Origin of the sequence: Azospirillum oryzae, assembly GCF_900177515.1 — a bacterium.
Taxonomy (GTDB): Bacteria; Pseudomonadota; Alphaproteobacteria; order Azospirillales; family Azospirillaceae; genus Azospirillum; species Azospirillum oryzae_A.
In genome coordinates this window covers 47,695-70,050 of sequence record NZ_FXAK01000008.1, presented here as the reverse complement: position 1 = coordinate 70,050, position 22,356 = coordinate 47,695, and the positions used below count along the sequence as shown (strand labels likewise).

The 22,356-nt window shown below is 68.6% G+C and carries 13 protein-coding genes; 7 read left to right on the top strand and 6 right to left on the bottom strand.

The window, feature by feature from the left end:
* The first annotated feature begins 64 nt into the window (after positions 1–64).
* The gene (locus B9N97_RS26365; RefSeq protein ID WP_085090815.1) at positions 65–1,501 is read left to right on the top strand and encodes a sigma-54-dependent transcriptional regulator; all 1,437 of its coding nucleotides are present in this window, start codon (positions 65–67) and stop codon (positions 1,499–1,501) included.
* Positions 1,498–5,280, top strand: a complete 3,783-nt coding sequence (locus tag B9N97_RS26360; protein WP_244560935.1) for a response regulator — start codon at positions 1,498–1,500, stop codon at positions 5,278–5,280. Before B9N97_RS26365 ends, B9N97_RS26360 begins: the two co-directional genes overlap by 4 nt.
* Positions 5,281–5,307: 27 nt before the next feature.
* Here B9N97_RS26360 and B9N97_RS26355 read toward each other — a convergent pair whose 3' ends face one another.
* Positions 5,308–5,541 (bottom strand): hypothetical protein, encoded by a 234-nt coding sequence (locus tag B9N97_RS26355; RefSeq protein ID WP_085090813.1) that lies wholly within the window; start codon positions 5,539–5,541, stop codon positions 5,308–5,310.
* A 232-nt stretch (positions 5,542–5,773) separates the two neighbouring features.
* Here B9N97_RS26355 and gltA point away from each other — a divergent pair, with 232 nt between their 5' ends.
* From gltA to B9N97_RS26340, 3 genes are all read left to right on the top strand, one after another.
* On the top strand, positions 5,774–7,105 hold the full coding sequence (gene gltA, locus B9N97_RS26350; RefSeq protein ID WP_085091167.1) for a citrate synthase: 1,332 nt from the start codon (positions 5,774–5,776) through the stop codon (positions 7,103–7,105).
* Positions 7,106–7,151: 46 nt separating this feature from the next.
* Entirely contained in the window at positions 7,152–8,165 is a 1,014-nt protein-coding gene (locus tag B9N97_RS26345; RefSeq protein WP_085090812.1) for an NUDIX hydrolase, read from the top strand.
* A 128-nt stretch (positions 8,166–8,293) separates the two neighbouring features.
* On the top strand, positions 8,294–8,944 hold the full coding sequence (locus B9N97_RS26340) for a response regulator (protein ID WP_085090811.1): 651 nt from the start codon (positions 8,294–8,296) through the stop codon (positions 8,942–8,944).
* A gap of 14 nt (positions 8,945–8,958) precedes the next feature.
* On the opposite strand, the gene B9N97_RS26335 is transcribed toward B9N97_RS26340, so the two are convergent.
* Positions 8,959–12,456, bottom strand: a complete 3,498-nt coding sequence (locus B9N97_RS26335; RefSeq protein WP_085090810.1) for a hybrid sensor histidine kinase/response regulator — start codon at positions 12,454–12,456, stop codon at positions 8,959–8,961.
* A 254-nt stretch (positions 12,457–12,710) separates the two neighbouring features.
* Here B9N97_RS26335 and B9N97_RS26330 point away from each other — a divergent pair, with 254 nt between their 5' ends.
* The gene (locus tag B9N97_RS26330) at positions 12,711–13,889 is read left to right on the top strand and encodes a calcium-binding protein (protein WP_085090809.1); all 1,179 of its coding nucleotides are present in this window, start codon (positions 12,711–12,713) and stop codon (positions 13,887–13,889) included.
* 118 nt (positions 13,890–14,007) lie between these two features.
* Here B9N97_RS26330 and B9N97_RS26325 read toward each other — a convergent pair whose 3' ends face one another.
* The gene (locus B9N97_RS26325) at positions 14,008–15,723 is read right to left on the bottom strand and encodes an MFS transporter (RefSeq protein WP_085090808.1); all 1,716 of its coding nucleotides are present in this window, start codon (positions 15,721–15,723) and stop codon (positions 14,008–14,010) included.
* Positions 15,724–15,949: 226 nt separating this feature from the next.
* Complete coding sequence (locus B9N97_RS26320) at positions 15,950–17,014, bottom strand: transporter substrate-binding domain-containing protein (RefSeq protein WP_085090807.1); 1,065 nt, start codon at positions 17,012–17,014, stop codon at positions 15,950–15,952.
* 141 nt (positions 17,015–17,155) lie between these two features.
* Here B9N97_RS26320 and B9N97_RS26315 point away from each other — a divergent pair, with 141 nt between their 5' ends.
* Positions 17,156–20,599, top strand: a complete 3,444-nt coding sequence (locus tag B9N97_RS26315; protein ID WP_244560934.1) for an ATP-binding protein — start codon at positions 17,156–17,158, stop codon at positions 20,597–20,599.
* Between the two features lie 36 nt (positions 20,600–20,635).
* Here B9N97_RS26315 and B9N97_RS26310 read toward each other — a convergent pair whose 3' ends face one another.
* Both B9N97_RS26310 and B9N97_RS26305 read right to left on the bottom strand, forming a co-directional pair.
* A complete protein-coding gene (locus B9N97_RS26310) occupies positions 20,636–21,289 on the bottom strand; it encodes a bifunctional 4-hydroxy-2-oxoglutarate aldolase/2-dehydro-3-deoxy-phosphogluconate aldolase (protein ID WP_085090805.1) in 654 nt (217 codons plus the stop codon).
* Positions 21,289–22,215: a MurR/RpiR family transcriptional regulator gene (locus B9N97_RS26305; protein ID WP_085090804.1), complete on the bottom strand. Its 927-nt coding sequence runs from the start codon at positions 22,213–22,215 to the stop codon at positions 21,289–21,291. Before B9N97_RS26305 ends, B9N97_RS26310 begins: the two co-directional genes overlap by 1 nt.
* Positions 22,216–22,356: the final 141 nt, after the last annotated feature.

The following is a 22,356-nucleotide window of genomic DNA, read 5'->3' as shown; positions in this document are numbered from 1 at the left end:
CAGTCCTGCCTGATCGAAGCCCTTTCACCGACCGTCAGAGTGCCGCCCAGTGTCTTCTCCCAAGGTGTCCTCTCCCAAGAAGCGCCGCATCCTGCTGATCGAGGACACGGTCCCGCTCGCCAAGCTCTATATCGAGTTCCTGCGCGCGGACGCCCATGAGGTCGTGCATTGCACACGTGGGGGAGAGGCGCTGGACGCGGCGGCGGAAATGCCGCCTGATGCGGTGATTCTGGACCTGAAGCTGCCGGACATGGATGGGCTGGAGGTGCTCCAGGCGCTGCAGGCCCGCGACGCGAGCGTTTCGGTGGTCATCATCACCGCCCACGGCTCCATCGATCTGGCGGTGGAGGCGATGAAGCTCGGCGCCTTCGACTTCATCGTGAAGCCCTTCAACGCCGACCGGCTGAATCTGACCCTGCGCAATGCGCTGGAGCGGCGGACGCTGGCGCGGATGGTGGAGGGCTACCGCAAGGATCTCGACCGCGGGCGCTTCCACGGCTTCATCGGCAGTTCGCCGGAGATGCAGGCGGTCTACCGCACCATCGAAAGCGTGGCGGCCAGCCGTGCCAACGTCTTCATCACCGGGGAGAGCGGGACCGGCAAGGAGGTGGCGGCCCAGGCCATCCACCGTGCCAGCCCGCGGCGCGACGGCGCCTTCGTCGCGCTGAACTGTGCCGCGATCCCGAAGGATCTGCTGGAATCGGAGATCTTCGGCCATGTGAAGGGCGCCTTCACCGGGGCGGCGGGCGACCGGCCGGGGGCGGCGTTGCTGGCCGACGGCGGCACGCTGTTCCTGGACGAGATCTGCGAGATGCCGTTCGACCTGCAGAGCAAGCTCCTGCGTTTCGTCCAGACCGGAACGGTCAGCCCGGTCGGCAGCGGCCGGGAGGAGCGGGTGGACGTGCGCTTCGTCGCCGCCACCAACCGCGATCCGCTGGCCGAGGTGCAGGCCGGCCGTTTCCGCGAGGACCTCTATTACCGCCTGCACGTCATCCCGCTGGCCCTGCCGCCGCTGCGCGACCGCGGCGACGACGTGATCGAGATCGCGCGTTCCTTCCTGATCGATTATGCGCGGGAGGAGGGCAAGGCGCTGTCGGCCTTCGCTCCGGAGGTGGAGGCGCGGCTGCGCGCCCATGACTGGCCCGGCAACGTACGGCAACTGCAGAATGTCGTCCGCAACGTCGTGGTGCTGCACGATGGGCCGCAGGTCACGCTGGACATGCTGCCGCCGATGGGCGGCCCGGCGATCGGCGGTCCTGATGGCGGCGCCTCTTCCTGCGCCGCCTGCGGGTCGCCGGCCGCCGATGCGTCGGCGGAGGATAGCGCCGTCCAGCCGCTGTGGCGGGTCGAGAAGGACATGATCCAGAAGGCGCTGCGGATGACCGGCGACGATGTGCCGCGCGCCGCCCTGATGCTGGAGATCAGCCCGTCCACCATCTACCGCAAGCTTCAGCAGTGGCGCGTCGCCGAGGCCCGCGGCGCCGGGGAGACCGCCGCGTGAGCGCGGGGGCGGTGCCCGCCCCGCTACCGCCCGACGAGCGCTGGCGGCAGGCGGTCTTGGACTCCTACTGCATTCTCGATACTGCGGCGGAATCGGGCTTCGACAACATTACCCGGCTGGCCCGGCATTTCTTCGGCACGCGCATCGCGCTGGTCTCGCTGATCGACCGCGAACGCCAGTGGTTCAAGAGCCGCGTCGGGCTGGAGGCGACGGAGACCCACCGCGATCTGGCCTTCTGCGCCCATGCCATCCTGGACGACGGCATCCTGGTCGTGCCGGACGCGACCAGGGATCCGCGCTTCGCCGGCAATCCGCTGGTCACCGGCGCGCCGAACATCCGCTTCTATGCCGGCGCGCCGCTGGTGGCGGATGGGCAGAAGCTGGGAACGCTCTGCGTCATCGACGACGTGCCCCGCGCCGGCTTCGACGAGCGCGAAGCGGAGACGCTGGCCCAGCTCGCCCGCTTGGTGGTGGACGAGATGACGCTGCGCCGCGAGGTGGCCCGGCGCGAGCGGGCGGAAGCGGAACTGCGCGACCGGTCGCGCCTGCTAAATCTCGCCGAGGAGATCGGCCAGTTCGGCCACTGGTACATCGATTTCGTCACCGATGCCCGCCGCTGGTCGGATGAGGTCTACCGCATCCTGGGCCTGCCGCCGCAGGGCGAGCCGCCGACCGTCGAACTGTCGCGCTCCTGCTACCACCCTGACGACCGGCCGCGTCTTGCCGATCTGGTCGAGCGGGCCCGCAACACTGGCGAAGGGTTCTCGGTCGAGGCGCGCGTCATCCGGCCGGACGGGTCGCTGCGCCATGTCTTCATCCGCGGCATGGCCGAATGCGGGGCCGACGGCCGGCCGGTCGGCCTGCTGGGCGTCGTCCAGGACATCACCGACGCCAAGCGGGAAGAGGCGGAGCTGCGCTCCAACCGCGAGCTTCTGGACCTGACCGTCCAGGCGACGCGGGACGGCATCTGGGACTGGAACCTGGAAAGCGGTGGGATCTGGTTCTCCCCCACCTGGAAGGAACAGCTCGGCTATGGCGACGGCGAGCTGGAGAACAGCCTGGACATGTGGGCCGGCCTGATCTTCGAGGAGGACCGGATCGCGGCGCTGGAGATGGTCCGCGCCTACAATGCCGGGTTGATCCCGAAATTCGAGGCGGTGCAGCGCTTCCGCCACAAGCAGGGCCACACCGTCTATATCCTCAGCCGCGCCATCCACATCCGCGATGCCGACGGCCGGGTCGTGCGCATGGTCGGCGCCCACACGGACATCACGCGCGACAAGCTGACGGAAGAGGAGCTGCGGCTCGCCAAGCAGACGCTGGACGACGCGATCGAAGCGGTGCCGGAGGGGCTGGCCTATTTCGATGCCGACGACCGGCTGATCCTGTGCAACGAGCGCTATCGCGAAGCCCATCCGCTGACGGCGCCGCTGTTGACCCCCGGCCGTCCGTTCGAGGACATCCTGCGCGCCGCCATCGCCAACGGCGAGTTCGCAGGCAACCCGGACGGTCCGAGCGACGAAGCCTGGATCCGGGCAGAGCTGGCTCAGCACCGCAACCCCGGCGCCCCGTTCGAGCGGGAGTTGCCCGACGGCCGCTGGATCGTGGTGGCGGAGAATAGGACCAGCAACGGTTCACTGGTCTGCACCCGCACCGACATCACCGAGCGCAAGCGCTTCGAGGCGGAATTGCAGCGTCAGGCCGCCGACATGTGCGCGCTGGCCGAAGGGCTCGACGCCGCCCGCGAGGAGGCCGATGCGCTCCGCGCCCGCGCCGAGGCGGCGACCCAGGCGAAGTCGGAATTCCTGGCGGCGATGAGCCACGAGATCCGCACGCCGATGAACGGCATCATGGGCATGACGGAGCTGCTGTTCGACACCGCCCTGACCCCCGAGCAGCACCAGTTCGCCCAGGCCATCCGCAGCTCGTCCAACGCGCTGCTGACGATCATCAACGACATCCTCGACATCTCCAAGCTGGAGGCCGGCCGCGTCACCATCGAGACGCTGCCCTTCGACGCCGCCGATCTGGTGGAAGGGGTGGTGGAACTGCTGACCCCCCGCGCGCACGAGAAGGGAATCGAGATCGGCTTCTACATCGACCCGCTGCTGCGCCGCACGCTGCTGGGCGATCCGACGCGCATCCGGCAGATCCTGGTCAATCTGGTCGGCAATGCGGTCAAATTCACCGACGAGGGATCCGTCGCGGTGGAGCTGGAGGCGCTGGACGCCACCGAGTCCCATCTGGTGCTGCGCATCACCGTGACCGACACCGGCATCGGCGTCCCGGCCGAAGCGCTGCCCACCCTGTTCAACAAGTTTCAGCAGGTCGACGGGTCGATCACCCGCAAGTTCGGCGGCACCGGCCTGGGGCTTGCGATCTGCCGCCAGTTGTCGGAACTGATGGGCGGCAGCATCGCGGTGGAGAGCAGCCTGGGCTCAGGCAGCCGTTTCCTGGTCGACCTGCCGCTGGCCCTGTCGGAGGAGGCATCCAATGAGGCACTGCCGCCGGCCGAACGGCCGCTGGCCGGGCGCCGGGCCCTGGTGGTGGACGATCTGGCGGTCAACCGCCGGGTGCTGGTCTCGATGCTCGACAGCCTGGGGGCCATGCCGGCGACGGTGGAAAACGGACCGGACGCGCTGGAGGCATTGAGGCGCGCGGCGGCCGGCGGGCGGCCCTTCGACGTGGTGCTCGCCGACCAGAGCATGCCCGGCATGGGCGGCGATGCGCTGCTGGCGGCCATCGCCGGCGATCCGGCGCTGACGGCGACGCGGCGGGTTCTGATCGTCACGCTGGCGCCCGCTGCGCGCGTCGACGGCGTGCCTCAGGGGTTGGCCCACACCACGCTGAACCGGCCGCTGCGCCAGAGTTCGCTGGCCGACTGCCTGACCGGACTGCTGTCGGCGACAGGCCCGGCGCCCCCTTCAGCCGCTTCGGTCACGGACGCCGGGGCGGAGGAGACGTCGCGCCGCGGCCGCATCCTGCTGGCGGAGGACAACCGCACCAACCAGCTGTTCGCTACCACCCTGCTGCGCAAGCTGGGCTACACGGTCGAGGTCGCGGAGGACGGGGAACAGGCGGTCGCTGCAGCCTGCCGCGGCGGCTTCGATCTGGTGCTGATGGACGTTCAGATGCCGGGGATGGATGGGCTGGAGGCCGCGCAAGCGATTAGGGCGCGCGGCGGCGCCATGGCCAGCCTGCCGATCATCGCCCTGACCGCCGATGCCATGCCGGGGACGCGTGAACTGTGCCTGCGCGCGGGCATGAGCGATTATCTGACCAAGCCGATCAGCCGCGCCGGCCTGCTGGCTGCGCTGGACTGCTGGATCGGATCGTCGGAAGACCGGCCGGGGTCCGCCGGCGTCCCGGCGGACCCTTATGACGGGAGCGGCGATGACGAGGGCGGCGAGGCGGCGGTGGACGAGGCTGTGCTGGCCGATCTGGTGGAGACGGTGGGGGCCGACAATCTGGCGCTGATCGTCGACAGCTTCCTCGACGACGTGTCGCGCCGGTTGGATCGGCTGTCGGCGATGGCGGAGTCCGTCCTGGCCGGCAACGCCGACCTGCGGGCACTGGCGGGGGAGGCGCACGACCTGTCCAGCCTCGCCGGCAGTTTCGGCGGGATGACGGTCATGCACCACGCCTGGCGCATGGAGGTCCTCTGCCGCAACGGCGACAGGGATCAGGCGGGCCAACTCCTGCCCCTGCTGTTGCACGAGTCCGCCCGGCTGGAGCGTTGCTTGCGCGCGCGCACCGGCGTGCAGCGGCCGGCGGCCTGAGCTTCCCTCCGGCCCTCCGGCCCGATGTCAGCCGGTGCCCGGCTGGGTCGAGCCGTCGGCGTCCTCCGCGCGCTCCCGCAGCTCTTCCGACGACAGGCCGGCCGGGGTGGCGTCCTGCAGCGTGCCGTCGCCCGGCGTCTTGGTCATATCCTCGCGCGGGGAGCGCTCGCCGGCCGGCGTCTGGTCATGTGTGTCCGCACCGGATTTCCTCGGCTGGGGCATTCCTTCGGAGGGGGTGCGTGTTTGAGGCGTGTCGGTCATGATGTCCTCTGCTATCTTCTGGAGGAGTCAACGACCAGGAAGGGTGGGGGTTCCGCTCCCGACCTGTCCTTGTGTCCGACCGGGAGAAGACGGCGCGGCGCCGCAAGGGGCGAACGCGCGCGCGATAACAAGCGCGCCGCCCATGCGCGCCGAAGACGGGCCAACCACCAAGGTCCGGCAGCGGAGGCCGCGAGCCGCCGCCCGGCCGGCCAGCAAGGAGTGTGAGAAGGTCATGGAATCGAGCAAGCACACGCCGCACGGCGATGTGAACCAGGTCGGCACCGTCACGCTGACCGACGACGCCACCGGCAAGACCCTGAAGCTGCCGGTGCTCAGCGGGTCGACCGGTCCCAACGTGATCGACATCCGTAAGCTCTATGCCGAGACCGGCTATTTCACCTACGATCCGGGCTTCACCTCCACCGCCGCCTGCGATTCGGCCATCACCTACATCGATGGCGACCAGGGCGTCCTGCTGCACCGCGGCTATGCCATCGCCGATCTGGCCGAGAATTGTGACTTTCTGGAGGTCTGCCACCTGCTGCTGAACGGCGAACTGCCCGACCCGCAGCAGAAGGCCGATTTCGAGCGCACCATCACCTACCACACGATGGTGCACGAGCAGCTGACCAAGTTCTACAGCGGCTTCCGCCGTGACGCCCACCCGATGGCGATCATGTGCGGCGTCGTCGGCGCCCTGTCGGCCTTCTATCACGATTCCACCGACATCTTCGATCCGGTGCAGCGCAAGATCGCCGCGCACCGCCTGATCGCCAAGATGCCGACCATGGCCGCCATGGCCTACAAGTACACGGTCGGCGAACCCTTCATGTATCCGCGCAACGACCTGTCCTTCGCGGAAAACTTCCTCTACATGACCTTCGGCACGCCGTGCGAGGAATGGAAGGTCGATCCGGTCCTGTCCGAGGCGATGGACAAGATCTTCATCCTGCATGCCGACCACGAGCAGAACGCCTCGACCTCCACCGTCCGCCTCGCCGGCTCGTCCCATGCCAACCCGTTCGCCTGCATCGCGTCGGGCATCGCGGCGCTGTGGGGTCCGGCCCATGGCGGCGCCAATGAGGCCGTGTTGAAGATGCTGGAGGAGATCGGCTCGGTCGAGCGTATCCCCGAGTTCGTCCGCCGTGCCAAGGACAAGAACGACAGCTTCCGCCTGATGGGCTTCGGCCACCGGGTCTACAAGAACTACGACCCGCGCGCCAAGATCATGCGCGAGACCTGTTATCAGGTTCTCGACCGCCTGGGCATCAAGGACGAACCGCATCTGGCCATCGCGATGGAGCTGGAGAAGATCGCTCTGTCGGACGAGTATTTCGTCGAGAAGAAGCTCTATCCGAACGTCGATTTCTATTCCGGCATCATCCTGAAGGCGATGGGCTTCCCGACCAGCATGTTCACCGTGCTGTTCGCCGTGGCCCGCACCGTCGGTTGGATCAGCCAGTGGAAGGAGATGATCGAGGACCCGGCCCAGAAGATCGGCCGCCCGCGCCAGCTCTTCACCGGCTACGCCGCCCGTCCCTTCGTTCCGCTGGACAAGCGTTGATCGGTCGAATTACGGCGTCCCCTCTCCAAGAGGAGAGGGGCGCTCTGTGACCCAGCCTCTCCAACTCGGCCTGTCGGTCGCCATCGTTGCGGTGACCGGCGGGACCCCGCGCATCGTAACGGTGCGCAGCGGCTTCACCGTGCCGGAAGACCACCGGCGCGGCGACGAGCCGTTGCCGCATCGCGACGCGCTGCCCGGCGCACCCTTCGAGCCCGACCGCTTCCGCACCCTGCAGGACGGTGTCCGTGCGGTGGCGGAGGGGCTGTCGGGGCTGGCGCTGCGCTATGTCGAGCAGCTCTACACCTTCGGCGACCGCTACCGCGACCCGCACGAGCTGTTCGGCGGGCAGCGCTCCGTCGTGGTCGGCTATCTGGCGCTGGTCCGCGACGGCCCGTTGGGCGGCGACGCCTCGGCCGAATGGCGCGACCTCTACGATCATTTCCCGTGGGAGGACTGGCGCGACCGGCGCCCGCCGCTGCTGGACGCCGTGATCGCCCCGGCGCTTAACGGCTGGATCGCCTCCGCCCCCGACGAGGGCACCCGCCTGCGCCGGGCCGAGCGTGCCCAGATGGCCTTCGGCCTGGACGGCGCCGACTGGGACATGGAACGCGTGCTGGAGCGATTCGAACTGCTCTACGAGGCCGGTCTGGTGGTGGAGGCCTTCCGCGACCGCGACCTTGCCGCCAGGGTCGATCCGTCGGTGCGGGCCGGCGGGCCGATGCCGCGGGCGCTCGGCCGGCCGATGGCGCGCGACGGCCGGCGCATCCTGGCGACTGCGCTGGAGCGGCTGCGCGGCAAGCTGCGCTACCGCCCCATCGTCTTCGAATTGCTGCCGCCGACCTTCACCTTGCATCAACTGCAGTTGGTGGTGGAAGCGCTGTCGGGTGAGCGGGTGCACAAGCAGAATTTCCGCCGGCTGATGATCTCCGGCGGCTTCGTCGAACCCACCGGTCAGTTTGAAAGCCAGACGGGTGGCCGGCCCGCCGAGTTGTACCGCTTCCGCCGCCAGGCCATCCACGAACGCACCAGCGCCGGTGCCATCCCATCCGCGGACGGGTAAGGGTAAAATCCATCGGAAACTTCGACGCGCGGCATTGGGCGCAGTTGTCAACGGGCGGCTGCAAGCCGATACTGGTGGAACGGTTTTAAACCCGGAATGTCCATAGCCGGAAAGTCTCAAGAAGGCCGATGTCGCACCGCATCCTGATCGCCGACGACCACCCGCTGATGCGCACCGCCTTGACCCAGACCATCGGTCAGGCGATCCCCGGCGCCGTGATCCTGGAAGCGTCGCGGTTCGACCAGATCAAGCCGCTGCTCGACACCGGGGAGCCGCCGGACATCATCCTGCTGGACCTGCACATGCCCGGCATGAGCGGCCTGATCGGGCTGATGATGCTGCGCTCCGAACATCCGGCGATTCCGGTGATCGTGGTGTCCGCGTCGGAGGATCCCGTGACGATCCAGCGCTCCATCGACTATGGCGCCTCCGGCTTCGTCCCGAAATCCGCCCCCAACACCCAGATCGTCGAGGCGATTCACGCGGTGCTCGACGGCGAGCTGTGGCTGCCGGAGATCAACGGAGGCCCCGAGACCGACGCCCCCGACCCCGCCCAGCGCGCCGCCACCCTGACCCCGCAGCAGCTCCGCGTCCTGGCCGGCATCGCCGAAGGCAAGCTGAACAAGCAGATCGCCTACGAGATGAACGTCGCCGAGACGACGGTGAAGGCCCACGTGACCACGATCCTGCGCAAGCTGGGCGTGCTGACCCGCACCCAGGCGGCGGTGCTGGCGAGCCAGCTGGCGCTGTCCTCGGCACCGCCGCCGCCGGTAGAGTGAGAGGGCAGAGCGCGTCAGTCGCTCGCTATCCGCTGCCCCTCCGCCAGCAACTGGCCCAATAGCGCACGCAGCGCACCCGGACGCACCGGCTTGTAGAGCAGCCGGCAGCCCGCTGCCTCGATGTCCTCGCGCACGGCGGCGTCGCGGTCGGCGGTCACGACCGCTGCGGGAATGTCGCTGCCCAGCCGGGCGCGCAACGTCCGCAAAGCCTCCACGCCCGTCAGGCTGCGGTCGAGGTGATAGTCGGTCAGGATCACGTCGGGAGTCCGCCCCTCCAGCTTCTCCAGGGCAAGCTCCGGAGCGACCGCGGTGACGACGCGGCAGGACCAGCTTGACAGCAGATCCTCGGTCGCGCGGGCAATGGCGGGCTCATTCTCCAGGCAGAGCACCAGCACGCCGCGCAGGTCGCGGCCACGCGGACGCACCACCATGGCGCGGGCGGCGACCGGCTCGTCGGTCAGCGGCACCAGAACGGAGAAGGCGCTGCCCCGCCCGACCTTCGAGCGCACCTGCACCGTATGGCCGAGGATGCCGGCCAGACGCTCGACGATGGCAAGGCCGAGGCCCAGCCCCTTGCCGCGGTCGTCGCCGTCATTGTCCAACTGCCGGAACTCCATGAAGATTTCCGGCACCTTGTGTTCGGGGATGCCCGGCCCGGTGTCCCAGACCTCGATCGACAGGAAATTCCCCCGCCGGCGGCAGCCCAGCAAGATGCGGCCGGTGCGGGTGTACCGCACCGCATTGGCAAGGTAGTTCTGTAGGATGCGCCGCAGCAGCGTCGGGTCGCTGCGCACCGTGGCCGAACAATCGACCACCCGCAGCCCCAGCCCATGGCGGCTGGCCAGCACGGTGAATTCCTCGCCCAGCGGTTTCAGCAGCTCTTCGATGCGCATCGGCACCGGGTTCGGTTTCACCACGCCGCTGTCGATTTTGGAAACGTCCAGCAGGTCGCCCAGGATCTGCTCCACCGACCGCAGCGAGGCATCGATCTGGCGGATGGCGCTGTCGCCGTTGCGTTCACCCAGAGCGGACAGGAACAGCCGGGCGGCGTGCAGCGGCTGCAGCAGGTCGTGGCTGGCCGCGGCCAGGAAGCGGGTCTTGCCGCGGTTGGCGCGTTCGGCCTCCGCCTTCGCTTCCGACAGGGCGTGCGTGCGCTCCTCAATGCGGCGTTCCAGCGATTCGTTGGCTTCGCGCAAGGCGGCGGCGGCGCGGTGGCGCTCGGTGACGTCGGTGTAGACGGCGACGAAGCCGCCGCCCCCTGGCTTTGAACTGGGCATCGGGTTGGTGGCGATCTCCAGCACCGTGCCGTCGGGCCGCACCCGCTCATAGACGTCCGGCTTGTTGCGGCGGCGCGGATCGGAGCGGCGTTCCAGCAGGGTCTCAATCTCGCCGTTGCGGCCATATTCGCCGCGGCGCGCGATCAGCCCGACGATGTCCTGCAGAGAGGTGCCGACCTGGACGAAGCCGTCCGGCAGGTTGAGCAGCACGAGAAACTGGTTGTTCCAGGTGGCGACGCGCCAATCCTCGTCGAACACCGCGATGCCCTGGGGGACGTTCTCCACGGTGGCGCGCAGAAGCTCGTGCTGCTTCAGGATGGCCCGCGACGCCTCGTCGATGATGGAGCGCGCGTCGGTGCGCGACAGCCGGCGGTCCGACAGCAGCCCGGCCACCACCACGCGGGCCGACGCCGAACCGACGGCGCCGGCCAGCAGCCGCTCGGTCAACTGGATCGCCTCCCCGTCGGTGCGGGTCAGCAAAGCGGTGCGCAGATCGCCGTCCGCCACCCCGGTGAACCGGCGGAAGGCGGCATCGGCGCGCGGCTGCCCGACATAGCGCACGGCCAGGTCGTGCAGGTCTGCCAGGGTGGCGCCGCGCGGCCCGTGCGGCTCGCCGTCGGAGGCGCGGCGCAGGCTCATGAAGCGGGCGGCCTGTTGGCGCTCCAGCGTCGACGGGCGGGTCAGCAGCGACACGACGACGAACAGCAGCAGGTTCGGACCCAGGCTCCACAAGGCGGCGTTGGTCAGCGGGTCGATGCCGGTGATGCCGGCCAGCGCCACCGGGCTGAGCCCGGTCAGGCCGAACGGCCCCTCGCGCAGTGCGCTGGAGGCCAGCCATCCGGCATCGGCGAAGGACGGCAGCAGCATGGTATAGGCCCAGCCCAGGAAGCCAGCGCAGATACCGGCGAAGGCGCCGCTACGGCTGGCCCGGCTCCAGATCAGCCCGCCCAGCAGGGCAGGGGCGAACTGCGCCACGGCCGTGAAGCTCATCATGCCGATGGTTGCCAGCGGGAAGGCCGGCCCGATCAGCCGGTAGCAGCCATAGGACAGCAGCACCAGCACGATCACCGCCGACCGCCGCACCAGCAGCAGAATTCCCGCCGGATCGTCGCGCAGCCGCCGGTCGTCGGGGCGCAGCGCCATCAGCAGTGGAACGGCGACGTCGTTGCAGATCATGGTGCTGAGCGCCACCATTTCCACCAGGATCATGCTGGTGGCGGCCGAAAGCCCGCCGATGAAGGCGGCGAGCGCCAGCCACGGCCAGCCCTGGCTCAAGGGGATGGACACCATGAAGGTGTCGGCGTTGGTGGTGCCGTCGGGGAACAGCATCAGCCCGGCCAGCGCCACCGGCAGGACGAACAGGTTGATGGCGACCAGATAGGCCGGGAACAGCTTCGCCGACGACCGCACGTCGCCGCCATGGGTGTTCTCCACCACCGCGACATGGAACTGGCGCGGCAGGCACAGGATCGCCAGCGCGGACAGCAGGCAGGCCACCCACCAGTCGGTGCCGATGCTGTCCAGCCGGATCAGTTCGAGGAATCCGGGATTGCGGACGGCAGCGTCGATGAAGGTGGCGGGGTCGCCGAAGACGGAAAAGGCGATGGCGCCGCCCACCCCCAGCGCCGCGGCCAGCTTCACCACCGACTCTGCGGCGATGGCCATCATCAGTCCGCGGTGATGTTCGTTGGCCGATACGCTGCGCACGCCGAACAGGATGGCGAAGGCCGCCATCAGCAGCGCCGCCATCAGCGCCGTCCCGCCCGGCATCTGGCTGAGGTCGGTGCCCAGCGAGGCCCCGGCCAGGATCTCGAAACTGACGCTGATCGCCTTCAGTTGCAGGGCGATATAGGGCAGAAGCCCGATCACGGCGGCGATGGTGACCAGCGCCGCCAGGCTGCGGCTCTTGCCGTAGCGGGCCGACAGGAAATCGGAGATGGAGACGACGTTCTCCGACTTCGCCACCCGGACGATTCGGGCCAGAACCGGCCAGCCCAGCCCGATCATCAGGATCGGCCCGATGTAGATCGGCAGGAAATAGAAGCCCCCGGTCGCCGCCCGCCCGACGGCGCCGTAGAAGGTCCAGGAGGTGCAATAGACGCCGAAACTCAGCGCATAGAGCCAGGGCGTTCGCCGGTCGCTGCCGTGGTTGCCGGTGCGGTCGCCATACCACGCGATTGCGAACAGCGACAACAGATAGGCCAGCGATGCGGCCAGGATGAACCAGCTTTCCATGGGGCTTTGCGCATCCCGTTCCCGATTTTCACTCCCTGTGGGCAGCAGTTTATCACAGCACGCGCCTCGGCACCGCGCCTGCTTCGCACCTCCACCTTTGACCGCACGCAAATGGCTGGGGCCGGTGGTGCCGGGGGCAAAGGGGGCCGCCCGACCGCACGTCCGGCGAAGCCGGCACACATCCGCCCTTTCGTTGTTCTTCCTGCGGGGCTGCAAAGCCTTTGGTCGAAAACGCAAGGTTAAGGAGAGTGCGAATGGTATCGGTCAGCGCCGGTTCACAGACCAGCATCAATACCGACGAACTCGGGGTGACCGGCATCCAGGGCGGTACGGTCACGGTGGCCACCCCCAACCAACTCGTCATCAGCTATGGCGACGGCCGGTCCACCGACTTCCGCGGCAATTTCACCTACGACGCGGCCAGCCAGACTCTGACCGGCGGCACCATCGCCAGCGTCACCAACGCCACGAACGGCGTTCCCGACCTGTCGGTGTCGCAGTTGAACCTGCCGGTTGCGACCGCACTGGGTTGGGCGGCGGCCGGCACCGACGCTGAAGCGATCCGCGATGCCCTGCTGAGCGGCAACGACAGCCTGACCGGGTCGGACTTCAACGACACGATGCGCGGCTATGCCGGCGACGACACCATCAACGGCGGCCGGGGGGACGACCTGCTGGATGGCGGCAAGGGCGTGAACATCATCGATGGCGGCGACGGCATCGACACGGTGGTCCGCCACGCCTCGCGGGCCGACAGCGGTGCCGTCAAGCATGACGGCGAGATCTATGTGATCGACGCCAACGGCTATGACCAGCTGACCAATGTCGAATTCATCCAGTACGCCGACCAGACGGTGGCCGGCGCCACCGCCCCGGTGTTCGACGGCCTGTCCTACCTCGCGGCCAATCCGGACCTCGCCGCCGCCTACGGTACGGACGGCGGCGACGCCGCCTTCGACCATTACCGGTCCTTCGGCTGGAACGAGGGGCGCACCCTGACCTTCAACGCCGCGGGTTACATCGCCGACAATCCGGACATCTTTGCCGCCTTCGGCACGGACACCAGCGCGGCGACCCGTCACTATATCGAAATGGGACGGCTGGAAGGCCGCCAGACCGATTTCGATTCCATGAGCTATCTTGCCGCCAACCCGGACCTGATCGCCGCCTTCGGCACGGACACGACCGCGGCGGCGCTCCATTATGCCCAGTTCGGCCGCAACGAGGGTCGGAACCTGGAGTTCGACGCCTCGTCCTATCTGGCGCGCTATCCGGATCTGCAGGCCGCCTTCGGAACCGATCTGCAGGCCGCGACCAACCACTATGTCCAGTTCGGCTACCAGGAGGGCCGCGACGCCTCGCCGCTCACCACCGGCACCGCCTTTGCCGTGGCCGACACGACTCAACCGCACGCGGCGCTGTCGTTCGCCTGATCTGGGCCGCGTGACCCGGGCCGCCTGACGGCAACCGGACGGAAAAAGGGCGGAGGGGTATCCCCTCCGCCCTTTTCCTTTGTTGGACCAATGCCGGTTCAGGCCAGGGCCGGTACCGTCAGTCGTGCTGGTAGATGTCCACGTCCTTGGTCTCGCGGACGAACAGCAGGCCGATCACCAGGGTCGCGGCGGCGATGACGATCGGGTACCACAGGCCGGAATAGATGTCGCCGGTGGCCGCCACGATGGCGAAGGAGGTGGTCGGCAGGAAGCCGCCGAACCAGCCGTTGCCGATGTGGTAGGGCAGCGACATGGAGGTGTAGCGGATGCGGGTCGGGAACATCTCCACCAGCATGGCGGCGATCGGGCCGTAGACCATGGTCACATAGAGGACCAGCACCGTCAGCAGGGCGACGACCATCACCGTGTCGATACGGGCCGGATCGGCCTTGGCCGGATAGTTGGCGGCCTTCAGCGCGTCGCCCAGCCCCTTGTCGAAGGCGGCGCCCACGGCCTTGGCGTCGGCCGGGGTGGCGGCGGTGGCGGGCCCGTGGCTCAGCGACACGGTGGTGTTGGCCTGCGGCAGGGCGGAATAGCCGGGGATGACCGTGCTGCCGACCTTGATCGAGGCAACGGTGCCGGCCGGCGCCGCCTCGTTGGTGTAGGGGATGCCGCGCTTGACCAGCGCGCTCTTGGCGATGTCGCAGGAGCTGGTGAACTGGCTGGTGCCGACCGGGTTGAACTGGAACGAACATTCGTTCGGATCGGCGATCACGACGACCGGCGCGGTCGCGATGGCTTCCTCCAGCGCCGGGTTGGCGTAGTGGGTGATGCCCTTGAACAGCGGGAAATAGGTCAGGCAGGCCAGCAGCAGCCCGGCCATGATGATCGGCTTGCGGCCGATCCTGTCGGCCAGCGTGCCGAAGATCACGAAGAAGGGCGTGCCGATCAGCAGGGCCGCCGCGATCATCAGGTTGGCCGTCTGGGCATCGACCTTCAGCGTCTGGGTCAGGAAGAACAGAGCATAGAACTGCCCGGTGTACCAGACCACCGCCTGACCGGCGACGAGGCCGAACAGGGCGAGCAGGACGATCTTCAGGTTCTTCCACTCGCCGAAGGATTCGGTCAGCGGCGCCTTCGAATGCTTGCCCTCCTCCTTCATCTTCTTGAAGGCGGGCGATTCGTTCAGCATCAGCCGGATCCACACCGAGATGCCGAGCAGCACGATGGAGATCAGGAATGGGATGCGCCAGCCCCAGGCGTTGAAATCCTCCGCCGACATCGACACGCGGCAGCCCAGGATGATCAGCAGCGACAGGAACAGGCCGAGCGTCGCGGTGGTCTGGATCCAGGACGTGTAGTTGCCGCGGCGGCCGTGCGGCGCATGTTCGGCGACATAGGTGGCGGCACCGCCGTATTCACCGCCGAGAGCCAGACCCTGCAGCAGGCGCAGGACGATCAGGATGATCGGGGCGGCGATGCCGATGGACGCATAATTGGGCAGGATGCCGACGATGAAGGTCGACAGGCCCATGATGAGGATGGTGACCAGAAACGTGTATTTGCGGCCGATCATATCGCCGAGACGCCCGAAAACCAGGGCACCGAAGGGGCGGACCGCAAAGCCGGCGGCGAACGCCATCAGGGCGAAGATGAAGGCCGCGGTCGGGTTCACGCCCGAAAAGAACTGTGCGGCGATGACCGCGCTGAGCGATCCGTAGAGATAGAAGTCGTACCACTCGAAAACGGTCCCGAGCGAGGACGCGAAGATGACTTTCTTTTCCTCGCCCGTCATCGGTCGGACGGCATCAGCCGTCGAAGCCGCATAGGCCATGGTCTTCACCCTCCCAAGTGAATAAGCCAAGACTGTGGTTGGTTTTTGGCGAGCGGCGCATCGCGGTCATGCCGTTGAATGACCAAGCCCGCTTCTTGGTTGTTCTGCGGATAGTTGTGCGCACAAACCATGCGCGTCACCCCCGACCATGGTCGGGGGGCACCGGGACGCGGTATTGGGTTACGCTATCCTATTGTGCGGATTCCACCGCCTGCCGGAACGGCCCTTACTGGAAAACCGGGGCATATAACAGCCCGCCCTGCGTCCAGGGCCGGTTCACGCCGCGGTCCAGCTTGAAGGGGGAGCGGCTGCCGAGGTTGCGGTCGAAGATCTCGCCGTAATTCCCGACCTGTACTACCGCTTGGTAGGCCCAGTCCGGGCGCAGGCCCGCCTTCGCCGCCACCTCCGGCATGCCGGACAGCAGGCGCCGCATTTCGCTGCTGCCGGTGATGCGCTGGAAATTGGCGTTGGCGCCGGTGACGCCGGCATCGTCGGTCAGAAACAGCGCGAACATGACCCAACGCACCGCCGCCATCCACATGCGGTCGCTGTTCGGCGTCAGCGGAGCCAGCGGCTCACGCGCGGCAACGGAAGAGGCCACGGGGGTGTCGGCGATTTCCAGCGCGTCCTGCGGCGCATCCAGCATCCGCAGCGCCGTGGTCAACAAGGCCCGGTCGGCGCTGACCGCCGCGCAGTCGCGGCTGAGGAAGGCCTCCAGCGTGTCGGGCCAACCGGGGAAGCTGCGCAGCTTCCAAGGCCGCTTGCCGCTGGCGATCAGGGATTCCAGCTCGGCCTGGGTGGTGGTGCCGGCCGGCACGCAGACCGTCACCTCGCCGTCCAGCGCCGACCGGCCGTCGGGCAGCCGCCACGCGGCGATCCCCTGCACGTCGTAGAAGATCGGCGGTCCGAAATCGACGGCATAGGTCGCATCCCGTGTCAGCGTCCAGGACGTCTGAGCGAAGGAGACGTCGACCTCGCCGGCGGCGACCGCGGCGAACTCCTGCAGCTTCGACAGCCGGCGGATCTCGATGGCGTCGGCCTTGCCCAGCACCGCGGCGGCCAGCGCCCGGCACAGATCGACCATGAAGCCGACCGGACGGCCGCCGTCGTCGTTGGCGGCGAAGCCGGGATTGAAGGACACCCCGCAGCGCACGACCCCGCGCCGCTCGATCTCCGCCAGCACCGGGCGGTCGCCGTTGCGCGCGGCGTCAGGCTGCGCTGCGGCGGCACCGGTGAAGAGCTGCAGCGCCAGCAGCAGGCCGGACGCGACGGCAACAGGCTTGGACCCCATCCTTCTCCCCTTATCCGACGGATTGGCTATGATACGCTGCGATCGTTCTCGCGCAAACGATGCGGGGCCAGAGAAGCAGGAACGGGAATGGCGGACGGCAGCGGGTCGGGGTCTGGCGGTTCTGAACCGGACAGGGCCGGGATGGTCAGGATCGGCGTCGGGGCGCGGCTGTTCGGCGCGCTCGCCTTCAACGGGCTGGTCGCCTTTCTGATCGGGCTGGGCGCCTACATCGCCTTCGATGGGCTGCATGCCGGCATCACCAAGGTCACGTCGGAGCAGTTCCCGGCCGTCGTCGCCTCCGCCAAGCTGGAGCGCCAGCACCAGCGGATCATGCGGACCCTGGAACAATTGGCTCTGTCAGAAGAGAATTTCGGACGCGAAACGATCAAGCAGGGGCTGGCCGACCAGCTCGACGGCTATGACCGGCTGCTGGCCGAGTTGGACTCGCCCGACGGCCGGCAGGCCCAGCGGATTGCCGGGCTGAAGCTTCAGCGCGACGAGATCCTGCGGCTGCGCGACGCCATCGACCGCGGCGTCGCCGCCCGCATCACCGCGCGCCGCGCCCTGGCCGACCGTACCCGCGACGTGCGGCGGATGGCCGACGCCCTGGCCGAACCGGCTCTGCGCGGGGTGGAGGATGCCGGTGTGCAGCGCTGGCTGGCGATGGCGGAGCGGCTGCTGTTCCTGATCGCCTCGGTCCATCAGGCGGAGAACAGCTTCGCGCTCGCCCGGCTGGCCGACAGTGCGGTGGCGCAACTGACGGCGCTGGACGGCTCGGTTCCGGCGGGCGCCGTGGCGGACCAACTCACCCGGCTGGCCGAGGGCATGCGGTCGGTGGTGGAAGGCGACCGCTCCGTCTTCCGCCAGCGGCAGGCGGAATTGCAGGCGTCGGAGATGCTGAACGGGCTGGTCGACCGCGCCAATCAGGTGTCGCTGGTCAACACCGGGCTGAACACCGGCATCTTCGTGGAACAGACCAAGGCGGCGGAGGAAAGCCGCCAGCAGGTGATCGAGGTGTCGACCACCTACACCCGCCTGTTCTTCGCTTCGGTCGGCGTTGTCGTGCTGGGGATGGTGCTGTCGGTGCTGTATGTGCGGCGCAAGGTGCTGGCCCGGTTGTGGGCGGTGAGCGAGGCGATCCGCGACCGCACAGGCGGTGGCCGGGCCGAAGTGCCGGTGACCGGCGCCGACGAGATTGGCCAGCTTGCCCGCGCGTTGCGCTTCTACATCCAGGAGACGGAGGACAAGAGCGCGGCGCTCCGCCGCAACGAGCAGTGGCTGCGCACGGTGTTGGAGGCGGCGCCGGTGCCTCTGGTGATCTCCGGCCGCGCCGACGGCCAGATCCGCTTCGTCAACCGCCGCGCCGCCGACCTGTTCGAGGTGGACGAGGCCGCCGACCTGCTGGGCCGCCCGGCCGCCAGCGTCTGGTATGTCCCGCAGGTGCGCGACGAGTTCGTCCGCGACGTCTTCTCCAGCGGCCTCGCCCTCGATGTGGAAACGGAACTGGTGACCAGGTCCGGCCGCCGTCTGTGGGGCCTCCTGTCCGGCATCGCCTTCGAATTCCAGGGAGAGGAGGTGCTGCTCAGTTCGGTCGTCGACATCACCCGCCGCCGCGAGGCGGAGGAACTGTTGCGGCGGACCCAGGCCTTCCTGGACGCGGTGATCGACAATGTGCCGAGCGTCCTCTACGTGCTGGACGGCGACAGCGGCCGTGTCCTGCTGTGGAACCGGGCGGCGGAGGATTGTTTCGGCACCCGCCGCGCCGACATCGAGAACCGCACGCTGGCCGAGGTGCTGGGGCCGGAGACCGGCCGGGCGCTTGCCGGCGGCGATCCTGGCGCCATGCGCTCGCTGGGAGTGGAGGAACTGGTGCTTCCCCGCAACGGCGAGAACGCTGTCTTTGCCCTGCAGCGCCATCCGTTCGAATGGTCGGGCGATGGACGCTGCCGCATCATCTGCGTCGCCAACGACATCACCGCCTCGCGCCGGGCGCGCGAAGAGTTGCGGCAGGCCAAGGAGCGGGCCGAGCGCGCCGACGCCGCCAAGACGGAGTTCCTCGCCACCGTCAGCCACGAGATGCGCACACCGCTGAACGGCATCCTCGGCCTGTGCCGGCTTCTGCTGACCGGGCAGCTGCATGCCGGCGAGCGGCGCTATGCCATGTCGATCATGCGCTGCGGCCACGGGCTGCTCGATCAGGTCAACGACATCCTGGACCTGCGCAAGATTGAGGACGGCAAGCTGGACCTCGACCCCGCCCCCTGTGCCCTGCTGCCGGTGCTGGAGGAGGTCGTTGCGACGGTGGAAGGACTGGCGAACGAGAAGGGGATCGACCTCGACCTCGACATTGCGCCGGAGGTGCCGGAACTGGTGGTGGTCGACCGACAGCGGCTGCGCCAGATCCTGGTGAACCTCGTCGGCAACGCGGTGAAGTTCACCGAACGCGGCGGGGTGGACCTGCGCGTCGACATCGAACCGGTTCCGGAACGTTCCGGCTCCGGAGAGATGCTGCGTTTGGCTGTGCGCGACACCGGCATCGGCGTGCCGGCGGACCGCCGCGCCGCCATCTTCGAAAAGCTGGAGCAGGCCGACCCCACCATCGCCCGACGCTTCGGCGGCAGCGGGCTGGGGCTGGCCATCGTCCGCCATCTGCTGGACGCCATGCAGGGCAGCATCCGCGTCGACAGCGCGGAGGGGCTGGGCAGCGTCTTCACCGTCACCATTCCCTTGCAGCGGGTGATCGAGCCGGCGCTTCCCGCCCGGCCCGGCCGTCTGCTGCCGATCAGCCGGGTACGCTCGCTGGCCCTGCTGCTGGTGGAGGATGATGCGATCAACCGCGAGGTGGCACTGGGCCTGCTGTCCGACGCCGGCCATCGCATCACCGTGGCGGAGACGGGGGAAAAGGCACTGGAACTGGCGACCCGGCGGCGTTTCGACGCCATCCTGCTGGACATCCGGCTGCCCGACATCGACGGGCCGGAGGTGGCGCGCCGCATCCGTGCTTTGGAGGATGCCGACCGCGCGGCGGTGCCGATCGTCGCGGTGACCGCCAACGTCTTCGCCGCCGACCGCGCCCGCTACATCGCCGCCGGCATCGACGCGGTGATCGAGAAGCCGATCTTCCCGGAGCGTCTGATGCACCTGCTGTCGAACGCCGTCGCCGCCCGATCCGAAGATGACGAGGAAACGGCTGCCGGGACTGCGCCGGTCGAGCCGCCCGCCCGCCGGCCGGTGATGGAGGACGACGTGAATGAGGAGATTCTGGAACGCTACATCCGCTCCCTCGGTCCGGCGCGCTTCGCCACCATCCGCGGCCTGCTGCTGGACTCGGCGCAGGACGGGCTGCCCCGCCTGACCGCTGCCGACAGCTCCGACGAGGAGATCGAGGACATCGCCCACCGGCTTGCCGGCGCCGCCAGCCATTTCGGTCTGACCGCCTTCGTCGGCCTGATGCGTGCGGTTGAGGACGGGATGCGCGAAGGCCGCCGCGTGGAGGCGCAGGCGTTGGCCGCCACCGCGGAGTCGGCGTTCAGACGCGGCCTTGGGGCGATGGACGCGGTGCGGGGGGTGCTGGAGGGGGTTTGAGGCGGGAGTTTGGCGTCCCGCCTCGTGCAGACTTGCTCACGCCCCCTTGGCGGCGCGATAGGCTTCCATCAGCTGACGTCCGGCGGCGAGGATGCCCTCGCGATCGCCCTTCTTGACCAGGGTTTCGTCGACCAGCTTGCCGCCGGCGCCGACGCAGGCCACGCCGGACGCGACATAGGACGCCACGGTGGTGGCATCAATGCCGCCGGTGGGGACGAAGCGGACGCCGGGGAAGACCGACTTCAGCGCCTTGATGTGCGCCGGGCCGACGGTGGAGGCCGGGAAGATCTTGATGGCGTCGGCGCCGGCGGAAATCGCTGCATGCACCTCGGTCGGGGTCAGGGCGCCCATCAGGCAGGCCACGCCGTGGTCGCGGCAGGCGGCGGCCACCTTCGGCACGACGCAGGGCGACACCACATACTTGGCGCCGGCCTTCACCACGTCGGCGACGGCGGCGGGGGTCAGGACGGTGCCGGCGCCGATCAGGGCGCCGCCCTCGGCCGACAGCTCCTCGATCAGGCCGACGGCGCCGGGGGTGGTCATGGTGATCTCGAAGGTGCCGTAACCGGCCTCGCGCAGCCAGGTCACTGCGGTGCGTGCCAGATCGGCGGAGCTGTTGCGGATGACCGGAACGACGCCGTAGGCGACGAGCTGGTCCAGGATTTCGATAGGGCTCTGGTTGGTGGACATCAGGATTCCTCGGATTTCTTCTGGATGATTGGGGATGCGGGGTTTGAAAAGGAAGCCGGCCGCTCGGGTACGCGGTGGTGCCCGGCCAGGACCGCCTTGATGCGGGCGAGACGGCGGTCGAGGCCCGGCGGTGCCTGCAAACCGACGGCGACGGTCAGCACGTCGATGAGCGCCAGTTGCGCCAGCCGCGAGGCCATCGGGGTGTGAACGGCGGTGTCTTCGTCGACATCGACGGTCAGGCGGATGTCGGCGCGTTCGGCCAGCGGCGTCGCGGACGCGGTGATGGCGATCACCGTGGCGCCGCCGTCGCGGGCGATGGCGGCGACGTCGAAGATCTCGTCGCTGGTACCGGTCTTGGAAATCGCCAGCAGGGCGTCGCCGGGGCCGAGAGTCGCCGCCGCCATCGCCTGAAGATGGGCGTCGGTGCTGGCGGTGACCTGCGGCAGCAGGCGGAACAGCTTGTGATGGGCGTCCAGCGCCACCGTGCCCGACGCGCCGACGCCGACGATCTGCACCCGCTGTGCCCGCGCCAGCACCCCGGCCGCCTTTTCCAGCGCGCCGGCATCAAGCCGGCTGCGCAGGCGGACCAGTGCGTCGATGGAGCGGTTCAGCACCTTTTCCGCGGCGCTGGCAACGCTGTCGCCGGGGGTGAGGTCGCGCACCAGCGGGGTCGGGCGGTCGCCGACCTCCTCGCGCACGGCGGAGGCCGCCAGATGCTGGGCCAGCGAGATCTTGAATTCCTGAAAACCGCCGAAACCGGCCGAGCGGCAGAAGCGCAGGACCGACGGTTCGCTGACCCCCGCCTTCCCGGCCAGCTGCGCCAGACTGTCGCGGACCGCGGCCTCCGGATCGGCCAGAACGGTGCGGGCCACCGCGGCTTCCGCGCGGCGCAGGCTGTCGAGGGACGAGGCGATGGTGTCCAGCATGGGTGGGCCAGCGGTGGCTGCCGAAAACGAATGTAGTTTTACTACAGACGAGCCGCTTTGTCGATCCGCCTGTGAAGCAACACTACATTTCGTTCGCGCACCCCGCGCCGCAAGCTGTCCCGGGAGGATGGGCGCGAAGGC

Excerpts from the sequence above, each read along its gene's own strand:
- B9N97_RS26355 (WP_085090813.1), bottom strand. The coding sequence starts at position 5,541 with ATGACCGACACGCCTCAAACACGCACCCCCTCCGAAGGAATGCCCCAG.
- gltA (WP_085091167.1), top strand. The coding sequence starts at position 5,774 with ATGGAATCGAGCAAGCACACGCCGCACGGCGATGTGAACCAGGTCGGC.
- B9N97_RS26340 (WP_085090811.1), top strand. The coding sequence starts at position 8,294 with ATGTCGCACCGCATCCTGATCGCCGACGACCACCCGCTGATGCGCACC.
- B9N97_RS26335 (WP_085090810.1), bottom strand. The coding sequence starts at position 12,456 with ATGGAAAGCTGGTTCATCCTGGCCGCATCGCTGGCCTATCTGTTGTCG.
- B9N97_RS26330 (WP_085090809.1), top strand. The coding sequence starts at position 12,711 with ATGGTATCGGTCAGCGCCGGTTCACAGACCAGCATCAATACCGACGAA.
- B9N97_RS26325 (WP_085090808.1), bottom strand. The coding sequence starts at position 15,723 with ATGGCCTATGCGGCTTCGACGGCTGATGCCGTCCGACCGATGACGGGC.
- B9N97_RS26320 (WP_085090807.1), bottom strand. The coding sequence starts at position 17,014 with ATGGGGTCCAAGCCTGTTGCCGTCGCGTCCGGCCTGCTGCTGGCGCTG.
- B9N97_RS26315 (WP_244560934.1), top strand. The coding sequence starts at position 17,156 with ATGGTCAGGATCGGCGTCGGGGCGCGGCTGTTCGGCGCGCTCGCCTTC.
- B9N97_RS26310 (WP_085090805.1), bottom strand. The coding sequence starts at position 21,289 with ATGTCCACCAACCAGAGCCCTATCGAAATCCTGGACCAGCTCGTCGCC.
- B9N97_RS26305 (WP_085090804.1), bottom strand. The coding sequence starts at position 22,215 with ATGCTGGACACCATCGCCTCGTCCCTCGACAGCCTGCGCCGCGCGGAA.